We start from the raw sequence: 13,986 nt of genomic DNA on the forward strand, positions 1-13,986 counted from the left end.
ACATTCGACCGAGTTCCACCGGAAGGAATGCGATCAAACTGTGGGAGCGGGCTTGCTCGCGAAGGCGGTCTCCCATTCAGGGAAAATCTCCATGACTCAACACAAAGACCTGCTGATCGTCGGCGCCGGCATCCTCGGCCTGTCCCACGCCTATGCCGCCGCCAAACGCGGCCTCAAGGTCAGCGTTTTCGAACGCACCGCCACGCCCCTCGGCGCTTCGGTGCGCAACTTTGGTCAGGCGCTGGTCACCGGTCAGCCACCGGGGCCGATGCTTGAACTGGCCATGGCCAGCCGCGAGATCTGGGGTGACTGGGCGCAACTCGCCGGTCTGCAGATCAAGCGAAACGGCTCGTACCTGTTCGCCCGCAGCGAAGCCGAAGAACACTTGCTCGAAGCTTTCTGCAACGGCCGCGCCGTGGAGCACGGGTACAACGTCGCCTTGCTGCGTGGCGCTGCCCTGCGTGATCTGTACCACGGTCAGTTCAGTCATCACCGCGCGGCGTTGCACGGCCTGGACGATCAACAGCTGTACTCGCGTGAAGCGATTCCGGCGTTGATCGACTATCTGCGCCGCGGCCTCGGCGTCGAGTTTCACTTCAGTACGCTGGTGCGCGACGTCGAACCGGGGCACCTGCACAGTACCGCCGGCAGCTTCACGGCAAAGCAAATCATCGTCTGCTCCGGCCACGATTATCAGACCCTGCTGGCCGAGCCGATTGCCGCGCTCGACCCGCAGATCTGCCGCCTGCAAATGCTCCGCGCCAAACCGCAGATCGAGCTGAATCTGCAACACGCCTTGCTCACCGGTTTGAGCTGCGTGCACTACGGCGCCTTCGCCGATTTGCCAGAAGCGGCGGCGGTGCAGGCGCAGATCCTGCGCGAACAACCGCACCTGCACGACAACGGCATTCACCTGCTGATCAGCCCGACGCCGTATGGCGAGCTGATCATCGGCGACTCGCACCATTACGGCAGCGATCCGTCGCCGTTCAACGCCGAGCAGGTCGACAACTGGATGCTCGAACTGGCCGAGCACACGCTGGGCTGCAAGGTGCAAGTGGTCGAGCGCTGGCAGGGCGTCTACGGTGCCCGTGGGCCGGGGCCGTTTTCGTTGCTGCGCCCGGCACCGGGGCTGAGTGTGGCGCTGATGCACACCGGCGTCGGGATGAGCGTCGGCCCGGCACTGGCCGAGCGCAACGTGGCGCAATTGCTGGAGGAAATGTGATGGCGGGGCATGCGCATGTCGTTGATCGGGTGTTTGCGCTGTATGAACGCTTTGGCACCCGCGATTACATCGGCGAGCCGGTGTCGCAGATCGAGCACATGTCTCAGGCAGCGCAGTTGGCGATGGCTGAAGGCCTTGATGATGAAGTGGTGCTCGCTGCGTTCTTCCACGACATCGGCCACCTGTGCGCCGAAGGTGCCGAGAACATGGGCGGTTATGGCGTGGTCAGCCATGAGCGATTGGGTGCGGACTACTTGCGTGAGGCGGGTTTTAGTGAGCGTATGGCCCGGCTGGTGGAATATCACGTGCAGGCCAAACGTTATCTGACGCTGCGTGAGCCGGGGTATTTCGAGCGCTTGAGTGAAGCGAGTCGCCGCACGCTGGAATATCAGGGCGGGGTGATGAGCGAGGCTGAGGCGGATGTGTTTGAGCGGGATCCGTTGTGTGCCGTCAGCTTGCGCATGCGCCATTGGGACGAGCTGGCCAAGGAGAGGGCGGTGCCGGTGATTGACCTTCAGGTGTTGAAGGAGAAAGCGGCGCGGCTGCTGGCTGTGTAATCCATGTCACCGAGTCGCGCCATTCGCGAGCAGGCTCGCTCCCACAGGGTTTTGTGTTCTGACCACGACCCAATGTGGGAGCGAGCCTGCTCGCGAAGAGGCCAGATCAGGCGCTACAAATCTGCAGCCAGAGACTCTATCTGCTCCTGCCGCTCCGCCTGATTCAACTTCGCATGCGGATTGAGTGAAGACCACTGCGGATGCGCCCGCGCCTTGCTCAGCGCATCCGGCAACTTGCCTTCGCGCCAGGTCTTGTCCTGCGGGGTGGCGACCTGGACCGCGTCCATCGCCGCATGCCCGCGCTGATCGAGCGCCAGCAACAATTGGCGCTGCCGCAACGCCAACAGCCGCAACACCCCGTCATCCACGGTCAACTCCCGCTGGCCCCTGATCTTGCCGAGCAGGCGGCTGCCATAACTGCGCGCGGTTTGCAGCGCACCACCGGCAATCGCACCGGCCAAAGCCGCCGCACCGAGGGTAATCCCGCCCACCAGCAAATCCACGCCAGCCCCTGCCGCAGCGCCTGCCGCAATCCCTCCGCCGACACGCACGCCGAGTTGCTTCAGGGTTTCCGGGTTGAACAGATCATCGCCCCAACGCCCATCGAGCAACGGCAGATCACTGGCCGCCGCATCCTGCGGGCGAAACGCATAGAGCTTGAGCAACGCTTCGACGCATTTCTGTTCACGCTGGCGCACGGCTTTGCGCAGTTCGCTGATCGCTTGCTGTTCCTGCTCGGCCTCGCTGACCACACTGCGTCGGCACGCGGCGCAGTCGATCAGCAATTCGGCGATCAAACGCGCCGCACTTTGTTGGCGGGCGAGGCGCTGGGCCTGTTGATCGGCGATCAAGCGCTCCAGTTGCGGACGGGCGTTTTCCAGCAACAGCGCAAGGCTTTCGTACAGGCGCCGCTCGCCATCTTCCGGCGGCGCCACGCTGTCGAACCGCACCAACGCATGCAGGCCGAGCCGCGCCAACGCTTCGCGCCAGTCCGGCTCGCGATGGTTGGCGCTGCTGACGAAATTCAGCACCGGCAACAGCGGCTTGCCGCAACTGGCCAGCACTTCGAGTTCGTCACGATACTTGGCCAGCACCGGTTCGCGGGCGTCGATCACATACAGACCGGCGTCGGACGCGAGTAGCTGTCGCAGGACTTTCGCCTCCTGTTCGAAACGCTGACGTGCTTCGCTGCCGTCGAGAAACCGCGCCAGTCGCGCCGGGCCGTCGAGACGTTCGCCGGGGCGCTCCAGACGCTCAAGGAAATCCAGCAGGGCGATGGCGTCTTCCAGCCCCGGTGTGTCGTAGAGATCGAGCAACGGCTCGCCGTCCACCGACAACCGCGCACCCTCGACATGTCGAGTGGTGCTCGGCCGGTGCGAGACTTCGCCGAAGCCGACGTCGCGGGTCAGGGTGCGCAGCAGCGAAGTCTTGCCGACGTTGGTGTGGCCGACCACCGCGAGTTTCAGCGGCGCTTTCCGGGCATCAGTCATGACCGCTCTCCAGCCAGTTCATCGGTGCGCAATCGGCGAACGGCAACTCCAGTTGTTGCAGCGCAACGTGCCAGTCGCCGAGACGGGCACTGTCCAGCGCTTCGCCGGACGGTGCTTGCAGCAGCCAGACCCGGGTGGCGCTGGCGTTGCGCGCCAGTTCGGCGATCAGCGCGAGGCTGCCGCGATCCGGCGAGCGCCGAGGATCGCAGGCGATCAGCAGGCGCGCCGGAGGGAAACGGCTGAGCTGTTCGAGCAGTTTGTGCCGTGATTCGCGGCTGTCGAGAATCCCGGCGTTGCTCACGGTTTTCGGCAGGGCTGGTGGCCACGGGCGATGATCGTCGAGTTCGATGGCGACCAGCAAAGCGCCGTCGCTGGCGTGTTCGCTGACGCTGCTTTCGACCCGATGCAACTGCGCAGGCGCGGCGTCGTTGATGCCGAGGCGTTCGCTGGTCGGCATCAGCCGTTCACGCAACTGGGCGTAACCGGGCAGGTTCAAGTCCAGGGTCAGCGCGGCTTTGCCGTGACTCCAGCGCCAGAAACACAACAGCGCCAGCAGCAGACGCGGCAGTACGCCGTAGACCACCAGCACGCCGACCAGCCAGGTTGCCCAAGCCTGTCGCGCGCTTTCGATATCCAGCGCTGCGCCGCCGCTGGCGCGGATCATCTCCACGGTCGGCACGTTGAAGCCAAGCAGCGCCGGCAGCGCGCCGAGGGCTTGAGTCAGGTTGATGAAGGTGTCGGCGCCGAGAATGGTGGTTTCCCAGACGAAGCCGTAGCGCCGGGTCGCCATCAGTGTCAGCAGCAACAGCAGGGCGCTGAGCATCGCCAGCAACCACAGACCGTTGACCAATGTGCCGAGCGCCCAGCGATTGAGTTTTTTGCGTTGCAGCATCAGCAGCAGGGCCGGCGCGAGTTGCGCGGCTTTGGCATCGCGAGCGAGTTTTTCGCTGAGCCACAGCCACAAGCGCCCGAGGGTGGCGCCGTGTTCTCCGGCAAAGATCAGCCCCAGTGCCCAGCTCAGTAGCAGAATCAGGTTCAATCCGAGCAGGCTGCCCAAGGCCCAGAACACATTCACCGGTGACTGGCTCAGTGCGGCGAAGGCCAGACCGGCGCCGCTCAGCAGCGCGAAAATCACCAGCAGCACCAGCGCCAGACGCGCGCCTTGCAGCCAGTGCCTGAGTGCTGCGCTCAGCCCGTCGCGCTCGGCCAGCCACACGGCGCGGCGCTGAATACGGCCCGGCAGATCGCCGCCGGCCGCGCGGGCCAGTCGATTGGCTTCCAGATCCTCCAGGGGGCCTGCGTGTTCTTCGCGCAGGCGGATGGTTTCCGTCAACCAGAGGTTTTGCAGTGGAGTCAGTTCAGTCACGCGCCATTCCGTTGCTCGATTGAGCAGTGAGCATAACCGCTGTGGCGCTTATCGGGTCAAGCGAGGCTCTGGTATCCTCGCCGGCATGACTAAATCACTCCCCCTCAGCCTGATCGCAGCCCTCGGTGAAAACCGTGTGATCGGCGTCGACAACAGCATGCCCTGGCACCTGCCGGGGGACTTCAAATACTTCAAGGCCACGACCCTCGGCAAGCCGATCATCATGGGCCGCAAGACCTGGGATTCCCTCGGTCGTCCGCTGCCGGGCCGCTTGAACATCGTGGTCAGCCGTCAGCCAGATCTGCTGCTGGAAGGCGCGGAAGTGTATCCGTCGCTGGAAGCCGCGGTGGTTCGCGCCGAGGAATGGGCGAAAGCGCAGGGCGTCGATGAGTTGATGCTGATTGGCGGGGCGCAGTTGTATGCACAGGGGCTGGCGCAGGCGGATCGTTTGTATCTGACCCGAGTGGCGCTGAGCCCGGAAGGCGATGCGTGGTTTCCGGAGTTCGACCCGAACCAGTGGAGACTGGTGTCGAACGTGCCGAATCCGGCTGAGGGCGACAAGCCCGCTTACAACTTCGAGGTCTGGGAAAAAGCTTAAGAGCTTCGCGAGCAAGCCCGCTCCCACATTGGATTTGTGTCGATCACAGATCCAATGTGGGAGCGGGCTTGCTCGCGAAGAGGGCAGGTCAGGCAAAGAAGAATTTAAGCCTGAGCAAGCTCCGCATGCTCATCCGCATCCAGCAGCGCTTTATCGGTCTGCTGCATCACCTGGCTGGTAATCGCACCGGCGGTGATCGAACCACTTACGTTCAACGCCGTACGCCCCATGTCGATCAGCGGCTCAACCGAAATCAGCAGCGCCACCAGTGACACCGGCAAGCCCATCGCCGGCAGCACGATCAGTGCCGCGAACGTCGCGCCGCCGCCCACACCGGCCACACCGGCCGAACTCAAAGTCACAATCGCCACCAGTGTCGCGATCCACAGCGGATCCAGCGGGTTGATGCCGACCGTTGGCGCAACCATCACCGCCAACATCGCCGGGTACAGACCGGCGCAACCGTTCTGGCCGATGGTCGCACCGAACGAGGCGGCGAAACTGGCGATCGATTGCGGAATGCCCAGACGACGGGTCTGCGCTTCGATGCTCAGCGGAATGCTCGCCGCGCTGGAGCGGCTGGTGAACGCGAACGTCAGCACCGGCCAGATCTTGCGGAAGAAACGCAGCGGATTGATCCCGGCCGCCGACACCAGCAGGCCGTGCACCACGAACATCAGGCCCAGGCCGAGGTACGAGACCACGACGAAACTGCCGAGCTTGATGATGTCCTGCAGGTTGGAACCGGCGACCACTTTGGTCATCAGCGCCAGCACGCCGTACGGGGTCAGCTTCATCACCAGACGCACCAGACGCATCACCCAGGCTTGCAGGGTGTCGATGGCATTGATCACTTTCTGACCTTTCTCGGCATCATCCTTGAGCAGTTGCAGCGCAGCAACCCCCAGGAACGCGGCGAAGATCACCACGCTGATGATCGAAGTCGGCTTGGCTCGCGCCAGGTCGGCGAACGGGTTCTGCGGAATGAACGACAGCAGCAGCTGCGGCACATTCAGGTCGGCGACCTTGCCGGCGTAGTCGGTCTGAATGGTTTGCAGACGGGCCATTTCCTGAGTACCGGCGACCAGGCCTTCGGCGGTGAGGCCGAACAGGTTGGTCAGACCGATACCGATCAGCGCCGCAATCGCGGTGGTGAACAGCAGCGTGCCGATGGTCAGGAAGCTGATCTTGCCCAGCGACGACGCGTTGTGCAGACGTGCCACCGCGCTGAGGATCGAGGCGAACACCAGCGGGATCACGATCATTTGCAGCAGCTGCACGTAGCCGTTGCCGACCAGATCGAACCAGCCGATCGAGGCTTTCAGTACCGGGTTGCCGGCACCGTAAACAGTGTGCAGGGCAACACCGAAGGCTACGCCGAGCACCAGCGCGAGCAGGACTTTTTTTGCCAGGCTCCAAGTGGTGTGGCGGGTTTGCGCCAGACCGAAGAGCAGGGCGAGGAACACCAGCAGATTGAGGATCAGCGGCAGATTCATGAAGACTCCGATAAGACTTGTGCCAGTCGCATTCTTGGGCAACTGCGAACCGGCAAGCCTAACAGTTTGATTTCCAATGAATTAATACCGAAATCGCAGGTTGTCCGTCGTTTTTGGAATAAGCGCTTGTCGCTCTCGGCAATGCAACTGGCGTTGAGGAGACGTAAGCGGTCGCTGACAGACGAGGACTGTCACACTTATTTGTTAGCGTCGATGTCTTTCAGTCAGGGAGAAAACGCCGATGAAGTTCGCACCGAAAATGCTCGCTGTGGTTCTTGGATTGGGCTTGGCCGCTCACGCATTCGCCACCGACCTGAAGCACTGGCCGGCGGATCAGGCCAAGGCACTCGACGCGATGATCGCCGCCAACGCCAACAAGGGTAACTACGCGGTGTTCGACATGGACAACACCAGCTACCGCTATGACCTCGAAGAGTCGTTGCTGCCGTTCATGGAAAACAAGGGCCTGATCACCCGCGACAAACTCGATCCCTCCCTGAAGCTGATGCCGTTCAAGGACACCGCCGACCATAAGGAAAGCCTGTTCAGTTACTACTATCGCCTGTGCGAAGTCGACGACATGGTCTGCTACCCGTGGGTAGCGCAGGTGTTCTCCGGCTTCACTCTCAAGGAACTCAAGGGCTACGTCGATGAGCTGATGGCGTCGGGCAAACCGGTGCCGGCCACTTACTACGAAGGCGATGTAGTGAAGAACATCGATGTGCAGCCGCCGAAAGTCTTCACCGGCCAGGCCGAGCTGTACAACAAGCTGATGGAGAACGGCATCGAGGTTTACGTGATGACCGCCGCCTCCGAAGAACTGGTGCGCATGGTCGCGGCCGATCCGAAGTACGGTTACAACGTCAAACCGCAGAATGTGATCGGCGTGACCACGTTGCTGAAGAACCGCGAAACCGGCGAGCTGACGACTGCACGCAAGCAGATCACCGCCGGCAAGTATGACGAGAAGGCCAACCTCGGCCTCGAACTGACCCCGTACCTGTGGACCCCGGCAACCTGGATGGCCGGCAAACACGCGGCGATCCTGACCTACATTGATGAGTGGAAAAAACCGGTACTGGTGGGCGGCGATACCCCGAGCAGCGACGGTTACATGCTGTTCCACGATGTGGATGTGGCCAAGGGCGGCATTCACTTGTGGGTCAACCGCAAGGACAAATACATGACCCAGCTCAACGGCATGATGGCCAAACACGCAGCGGCGCAGGCCAAGGAAGGATTGCCGGTGACGGCGGACAAAAACTGGGTGATCGTCAAGCCTGAAGAAATCCAGTAAGCCCCCAATCCTTGTGGGAGCGCAGATTCTGGATGCACTGACAGCCCCCTGTGGGAGCGGGCTTGCTCGCGAAGAGGGAGTGTCAGGCGAGAGATTTTTTGACCGGTAGACCGCTTTCGCGAGCAAGCCCGCTCCCACAGTTTTGATCTTCATTGTTTTTGGATCAGGCAAAAAAATGCCCCGCACTTGGCGGGGCATTTTTATTCGGCGGCTAAAACTTACAGCCCGTCGAGCATCGCCTTGTTACGCACCGCACCCTTGTCGGCGCTGGTCGCCAGCAGGGCGTAGGCCTTGAGCGCAGTGGTCACTTTGCGTGGACGCTGCTCGACTGGTTTCCAGCCTTTCTTGTCCTGCTCGACCCGGCGTGCAGCCAGTTCTTCATCGCTGACCAACAGGTTGATCGAGCGGTTCGGGATGTCGATCAGCACTTTGTCGCCGTCCTGCACCAGACCGATCGCGCCACCGGCCGCAGCCTCTGGCGAAGCGTGGCCAATCGACAGACCGGAAGTACCGCCGGAGAAACGACCGTCGGTGAGCAACGCACAGGCTTTGCCCAGACCTTTGGACTTCAGGTAGGACGTCGGGTAGAGCATTTCCTGCATGCCCGGGCCACCTTTCGGGCCTTCGTAGCGAATGATGACGATGTCGCCTTCCTTCACTTCGTCGGCGAGGATGCCGCGCACCGCGCTGTCCTGGCTTTCGAAGATCTTCGCGTTGCCTTCGAAGACGTGGATCGACTCGTCGACGCCGGCGGTTTTCACCACGCAGCCGTCGAGGGCGATGTTGCCGTACAGCACGGCCAGGCCGCCTTCTTTCGAATAGGCGTGCTCGAAGCTGCGGATGCAGCCGTTTTCACGGTCGTCGTCGAGGGTTTCCCAACGGGTCGACTGGCTGAACGCGGTCTGGGTCGGGATGCCCGCCGGGCCGGCCTTGAAGAAGTGGTGCACGGCTTCATCGTCGGTCTGGGTGATGTCCCACTTGGCGATGGCTTCTTCCATGCTGCGGCTGTGCACGGTCGGCAGGTCGGTGTGCAGCAGGCCGCCACGGGCCAGGGAACCGAGGATGCTGAAGATGCCGCCAGCGCGGTGCACGTCTTCCATGTGGTACTTCTGGATGTTCGGCGCCACTTTGCACAGTTGCGGCACGCTGCGCGAGAGGCGGTCGATGTCGCGCAGGTCGAAATCGATCTCGGCTTCCTGGGCGGCAGCCAGCAGGTGCAGGATAGTGTTGGTCGAACCGCCCATGGCGATGTCGAGCATCATCGCGTTCTCGAACGCCTTGAAGTTGGCGATGTTGCGCGGCAGCACCGACTCGTCGTTCTCGCCGTAGTAACGCTTGCACAGTTCGACGATGGTGCGGCCGGCCTGCAGGAACAGTTGTTCGCGGTCGCTGTGGGTGGCGAGGGTCGAACCGTTGCCCGGCAGTGCGAGACCGAGGGCTTCAGTCAGGCAGTTCATCGAGTTGGCGGTGAACATGCCGGAGCATGAACCGCAGGTCGGGCAGGCGCTGCGCTCGTACTCGGCAACCTTCTCGTCAGAAGCGCTGGAGTCGGCGGCGATCACCATGGCGTCGACGAGGTCGAGGCCGTGGGAAGCGAGTTTGGTCTTGCCAGCTTCCATCGGGCCGCCGGAAACGAAGATCACCGGAATGTTCAGGCGCAAAGCAGCCATCAACATGCCCGGGGTGATCTTGTCGCAGTTGGAGATGCAGACGATGGCGTCGGCGCAGTGGGCGTTGACCATGTATTCGACAGAGTCGGCGATGATCTCGCGGCTCGGCAGCGAATAGAGCATGCCGTCGTGACCCATGGCGATGCCGTCATCCACGGCGATGGTGTTGAATTCTTTCGCTACGCCACCGGCGCGTTCGATTTCCCGGGCAACCAGTTGACCGAGGTCTTTGAGGTGCACGTGGCCCGGCACGAACTGGGTGAAGGAGTTGGCAATGGCGATGATCGGCTTCTTGAAGTCGTCATCTTTCATCCCGGTGGCGCGCCACAGTGCGCGGGCGCCGGCCATGTTGCGGCCGTGGGTGGATGTTTTCGAGCGGTAATCTGGCATGGAGCACTCCGGGCGGCTAATCAGGTATCAAAAGGGAGTGAGCTTCTATTGACGTCTGGAACACTCAGAAATGGCCGTGTGTCCTGGATGTTGCCGATGACTTTGCGGGATCGCCGCTTGCCTCAGCCTGAGCTCATAAACCCGCCGGGGGATGAATGGCGATGAATCAGCCGATTCTACACCGCTGGCGTCTGGAGGGAATGGCGCAAAGTGTTGTTCCAGTGCCGACGGTGCGTATGGCATGACGACCGGCAGGCTCAATCGCTGCCGAAGGGCGTGACCGCGCCGTTCTCGATAATGCTGGCGCGATGGCTGATCCGCTTGTTCAGCGCCAGCGCGATGCAACTGAGCAGGACAAAACAGTAGCCGAGGGTGGCCTGCAGGTTGCCTGGACTCAGGCTGATCAGCGCACTGATCAACCCGCCGCAAATGAAGATGATCGTGCTACCGGCCGAGGCCGAAGTACCGGCGTTCTCCGGGAACAGGCCCATGGCGCGTGAGGTGGCGGCCGGGCGTGCAATGGTGGTGCCGGCGGTGCAGATCAGCATCGGGATCAATACCGTGACGGGCGAGAGTGCGAAGTACTGCGACAGTAATAGCATCACCAGCCCTGCCAGCAGAATCAGGCTCAACCCGGCCACGATCTGTTGCGCAGAGCTGATGCGCCGGCTCAACAGCGTGGCGGCAATCCCGCCGGTCACATAGGCCGCACCGTAGATCAGCAGGATCAGCGAGAAGTCGTAGGCTGACAGCTGCAACTGATCCATGAAGATCAACGGCGAAATGACGATGAACGAGAAGTGGCAGGCGAACGCGAAAGCCGAAATCAGCCAGTAGCCGACGAACTCGAAATCCCCCAGCACCCGTCGATAGGCGCTGAGGAAGTTGAGCGGTGTGCCTTTGGCGACTGGCCGACCGCCGTCCAGAAACAGCCAGGCCTTGAGCAGCACCACTGCTGCCAGTGCGATGAACAGCCAGAAGCTGCCACGCCAGCCCAGGGTCGCCTGCAGAAAGGTTCCGGCCAGCGGTGATATGGAGATGAAGATCCCGGTGGCGGTCACCATCAGGATCCGCAGGCGATCGCGCTCTGCGCCCTCGAACAGATCCTGCACCAGCGCCTGTGACAGGACGAAACAGCCACAACCGATGGCCTGCACGATGCGAAAAGTCATGAACAATGTGTAGTCGCTGGTCATTACGCAGCCGATAGCGCCGAGGATTGAGACAGCCATGCCGGCGAGCAGCAAGCCCTTGCGCCCGATGACGTCGGACAACGGCCCGATCAGCAGTTGGGCAAAGGCGATGCCCACCGCGAACAGGCTGATCGACAGGGCGATGTCGGTCGGAGTGCTGGCGAAGTGTTCGGCCAGCGCCGGGAACGACGGCAGCAGGACGTCCAGCGGAAACACCCCCAGCAGCACCATGGCCAAAAGCAGGCTGATCGCCCCGCGTCGTTGTCGGGTCGTTACCACCGTTCTTCCTTCAAGCATCGATCAGTCCTGCCTTGGCGAAAAGTTTGCGGTTGTTGGGTAGCGCGAAGAATCCGGCTTTTTCGAGTGCAGCAAGCGTAGCCGTCGCTCCGGATCGGGCACGCTGGCGGCTGGCCTGTTCGTTGGTCAGGCTGTCGAGGATTTCCTTGATTGCACCTTCGCCAATGCCGGCGCGGCGCAGGCTTTGGTGCAGCCATTGCTCGTCGACTTCGAAGAAGGTCGCCAGGGTCTCCAGCAAGGTTCTGGCCGCAAAGGCGCGCTGGCGGCTGTTCAGGGTCAACCAGAGGTAGTGAAAGACCTCGGAAAAAAAACGGCTGTGGCGCGCTTCATCCGCGAGGTGGTCGCGCAGCATGTCGTTCACGCTGCTGACCAGCGTTTCCCGACACACATCCAGCAACTCCCGGGCAATGATGGTTTCGGAGACGAAGCCGAGCAGAAACCATGCCAGCGGGCGTTTGCTCTCCGGCGTTCGGGCGATCTGACCGGTCAGGCGGGTGATGCGCAGCGGCATCTGTGGACGACCGGTGAAACCATGCAGTTCGGCGATCTGTTCGGCCAGATGATGGGAGAACAATGCGTGATAACCCTCGTCGGTATAGAGCTGCAGCGCGGCGGTTTTCATCCTTGACGGAATGTGCGCGGGCAACTCACCGTGGACAATGGTTTCCACGGCGCGGTTGACGATGCGGTGTTCCAGCAGCGTGGTGTAGTCGAGAAAGTGCACCAGGTGGTTGGCAGCCAGCCGATGCATGACCTTGCCGCCTGCGGCTTCGATCGCCGGGTGGGACAGATACGGCAGGAATGCCGGCGGAAACCAGAAGCGGGTTTGCAGTTGCAACTGCAGGTCTGCCGGCAACTGGTAGTCGTGCCGGCTGGTGCGTACCGAAGCGTGGTTGTTCCAGTCGCCGAGGGTGAATCGAAGTGCCCAGGACTCTGGCGCTTCGGGCTGATCCACGGTTGATGTGCTCATTTGCGCGTATCCTGCAACAGGTCGCGCATTTCCTGACACATCGCCTGACCGTCGCTGGCGCCGCAGCCGACAAAGAACAACGGTTGTTCAGCGCTGCCTTCGAGTTTGAGCAGGGCTTCGACCTGGCGGTCGGCAAATGCCCCGGTCAGCCACGTTCCCAGGCCCAGCGCTGTGGCCACCAGTTGAAAGGTTTGCGACAGATGACCCGCCTCGACAAACGCCATGCGATAGGCGCGTGAGTGTTCATACTTCCACCAGAGCTTGTCGAAACGAGCGGTGATAAACAGACCCAGCGGCAGGTTATTGATGAAGTGCTGACCCGCCAGCAAATGACCCAGCGCGGGGGCGGGCAAAGGATTGACCCGGCTGAGTGCGTGTTCTGCCGGGTGATAGGCGTAGACACCTGGTTCCAGGCCCTCGATATTGCGTGCCAGAAGAAACCCTTCACAGGCATTCAATCCTCCACCCGACGGGCTGCTGCGCCGGGCACCGAGGCCTTCGGCGATGCTCTCGTCGCGGTCATTGTCGCGATGGCGAAGAAAGCCCAGCGAGAGGTACAGCAGTGTACCGACGTCATTGAGGGTGATCGCTGCGCCAGTGAAAGAGCGGCAGGTTTTTCTCAGGCGCAGGACATTGCCCAAGCTGGCAACGGTCAGGGCCGCAGAGGCGGGCAGGGTGATCAGAGGTTTGTCTTGATGGATCGGGCGATCTTGCGCGGGTGCCGGTGTGGTCAGCACGGCGCTGCAATGGTTCAGGTATTGCCTGGACCACTCGTGAATATTCTGGGGTGTCTGTTCGCAGGGAATGTTCTGGGTGCCAATATGATAAATCTTCGACAATTCATCCCAGCCCCATGGCGGACTGTCTATTTTTGCAACGGTTAATATGCCCGCGTTCAGAAGTTGTGAGTCTATTATGTTGCGTCTGTCGAACTGTTCCGGGTTATTGATAAGTTGTGCAAGTCGACAAGAGTAAGTCAGGTCAAGTTCATGTTGGGTGTGGTCTTTATAGTTCCAGACTATTTGTCCGGGCGTGCGCGGCAATATGAATAAATAGGGATTGATATGCATGTTGTGTTCATCGCTCTGGAACGGGTCGGAAGAACGCTGGGGTGCCGGCACTCCCCAGCGTTCTGGCTCACTTAGCGGGCTTTAGGTGCAACCAGGAAGGCCAGGTTTGCGATTTGGTTGGTTTCCAGAGTAATTGCTTTCATAAGTATGAACTCCTTGTTCATTGAGAGTGAATGTCACCGTCGTGGTGACAACTTAATAATAGGTTGTAATGAATTATTGGCAAGCGATACTTGGGTAGGAAATTTCTATTAATTTTGTCGGAGTGGGCGTGCTGCAAGGGCAAACTTGTAAGTATTAGATGTTGAAATGTAATGCGCAGGGAAATGTCCTGCATGCATGTAGGAAGTTAGTTGTAGGAAAGAGG

At 61.3% G+C, this 13,986-nt stretch carries 11 protein-coding genes; 4 read left to right on the forward strand and 7 right to left on the reverse strand.

Annotated elements, in window-relative coordinates:
* Window positions 1-91: 91 nt before the first annotated feature.
* A complete protein-coding gene (locus VLA07_RS11165; protein WP_333989240.1) occupies window positions 92-1,225 on the forward strand; it encodes a TIGR03364 family FAD-dependent oxidoreductase in 1,134 nt (377 codons plus the stop codon).
* A complete protein-coding gene (locus tag VLA07_RS11170; RefSeq protein ID WP_333989241.1) occupies window positions 1,225-1,782 on the forward strand; it encodes a phosphonate degradation HD-domain oxygenase in 558 nt (185 codons plus the stop codon). The genes VLA07_RS11165 and VLA07_RS11170 overlap by 1 nt, the downstream gene beginning before the upstream one ends.
* Before the next feature lie 113 nt (window positions 1,783-1,895).
* Here VLA07_RS11170 and VLA07_RS11175 read toward each other — a convergent pair whose 3' ends face one another.
* Together VLA07_RS11175 and VLA07_RS11180 are read right to left on the reverse strand one after the other, a co-directional pair.
* Entirely contained in the window at window positions 1,896-3,272 is a 1,377-nt protein-coding gene (locus VLA07_RS11175; RefSeq protein ID WP_333989242.1) for a GTPase/DUF3482 domain-containing protein, read from the reverse strand.
* The gene (locus tag VLA07_RS11180; RefSeq protein WP_333989243.1) at window positions 3,265-4,638 is read right to left on the reverse strand and encodes a DUF2868 domain-containing protein; all 1,374 of its coding nucleotides are present in this window, start codon (window positions 4,636-4,638) and stop codon (window positions 3,265-3,267) included. Before VLA07_RS11180 ends, VLA07_RS11175 begins: the two co-directional genes overlap by 8 nt.
* Window positions 4,639-4,723: 85 nt before the next feature.
* Between VLA07_RS11180 and VLA07_RS11185 the strand changes: the two genes are divergently transcribed.
* Window positions 4,724-5,236, forward strand: a complete 513-nt coding sequence (locus VLA07_RS11185; RefSeq protein WP_333989244.1) for a dihydrofolate reductase — start codon at window positions 4,724-4,726, stop codon at window positions 5,234-5,236.
* Between the two features lie 104 nt (window positions 5,237-5,340).
* Here VLA07_RS11185 and VLA07_RS11190 read toward each other — a convergent pair whose 3' ends face one another.
* Window positions 5,341-6,732 (reverse strand): L-cystine transporter, encoded by a 1,392-nt coding sequence (locus tag VLA07_RS11190; protein ID WP_097088937.1) that lies wholly within the window; start codon window positions 6,730-6,732, stop codon window positions 5,341-5,343.
* Between the two features lie 241 nt (window positions 6,733-6,973).
* Between VLA07_RS11190 and VLA07_RS11195 the strand changes: the two genes are divergently transcribed.
* On the forward strand, window positions 6,974-8,029 hold the full coding sequence (locus VLA07_RS11195; protein WP_097088939.1) for a phosphorylcholine phosphatase: 1,056 nt from the start codon (window positions 6,974-6,976) through the stop codon (window positions 8,027-8,029).
* Between the two features lie 218 nt (window positions 8,030-8,247).
* Here the strand turns inward: VLA07_RS11195 and ilvD are convergent, their stop codons facing one another.
* The 4 genes from ilvD to VLA07_RS11215 form a co-directional block, all read right to left on the reverse strand.
* Entirely contained in the window at window positions 8,248-10,089 is a 1,842-nt protein-coding gene (gene ilvD, locus VLA07_RS11200; protein ID WP_086792292.1) for a dihydroxy-acid dehydratase, read from the reverse strand.
* Window positions 10,090-10,346: 257 nt separating this feature from the next.
* A complete protein-coding gene (locus VLA07_RS11205; RefSeq protein ID WP_333989245.1) occupies window positions 10,347-11,579 on the reverse strand; it encodes an MFS transporter in 1,233 nt (410 codons plus the stop codon).
* Window positions 11,572-12,549 (reverse strand): diiron oxygenase, encoded by a 978-nt coding sequence (locus VLA07_RS11210; protein ID WP_103368026.1) that lies wholly within the window; start codon window positions 12,547-12,549, stop codon window positions 11,572-11,574. Before VLA07_RS11210 ends, VLA07_RS11205 begins: the two co-directional genes overlap by 8 nt.
* Window positions 12,546-13,619 carry a SagB family peptide dehydrogenase gene (locus tag VLA07_RS11215; RefSeq protein WP_333989246.1) on the reverse strand — a complete coding sequence of 358 codons (1,074 nt, stop codon included), beginning with the start codon at window positions 13,617-13,619 and terminating at the stop codon, window positions 12,546-12,548. The genes VLA07_RS11210 and VLA07_RS11215 overlap by 4 nt, the downstream gene beginning before the upstream one ends.
* Window positions 13,620-13,986: the final 367 nt, after the last annotated feature.

Origin of the sequence: Pseudomonas sp. S3(2024), from assembly GCF_036861315.1 — a bacterium.
In the GTDB taxonomy this organism is placed as follows: Bacteria; Pseudomonadota; Gammaproteobacteria; order Pseudomonadales; family Pseudomonadaceae; genus Aquipseudomonas; species Aquipseudomonas putida_A.

Coding starts and splice junctions, on each gene's coding strand:
- VLA07_RS11165 (WP_333989240.1), top strand. CDS start 92: ATGACTCAACACAAAGACCTGCTGATCGTCGGCGCCGGCATCCTCGGC.
- VLA07_RS11170 (WP_333989241.1), top strand. CDS start 1,225: ATGGCGGGGCATGCGCATGTCGTTGATCGGGTGTTTGCGCTGTATGAA.
- VLA07_RS11175 (WP_333989242.1), bottom strand. CDS start 3,272: ATGACTGATGCCCGGAAAGCGCCGCTGAAACTCGCGGTGGTCGGCCAC.
- VLA07_RS11185 (WP_333989244.1), top strand. CDS start 4,724: ATGACTAAATCACTCCCCCTCAGCCTGATCGCAGCCCTCGGTGAAAAC.
- VLA07_RS11190 (WP_097088937.1), bottom strand. CDS start 6,732: ATGAATCTGCCGCTGATCCTCAATCTGCTGGTGTTCCTCGCCCTGCTC.
- VLA07_RS11195 (WP_097088939.1), top strand. CDS start 6,974: ATGAAGTTCGCACCGAAAATGCTCGCTGTGGTTCTTGGATTGGGCTTG.
- ilvD (WP_086792292.1), bottom strand. CDS start 10,089: ATGCCAGATTACCGCTCGAAAACATCCACCCACGGCCGCAACATGGCC.
- VLA07_RS11205 (WP_333989245.1), bottom strand. CDS start 11,579: ATGCTTGAAGGAAGAACGGTGGTAACGACCCGACAACGACGCGGGGCG.
- VLA07_RS11210 (WP_103368026.1), bottom strand. CDS start 12,549: ATGAGCACATCAACCGTGGATCAGCCCGAAGCGCCAGAGTCCTGGGCA.
- VLA07_RS11215 (WP_333989246.1), bottom strand. CDS start 13,619: ATGCATATCAATCCCTATTTATTCATATTGCCGCGCACGCCCGGACAA.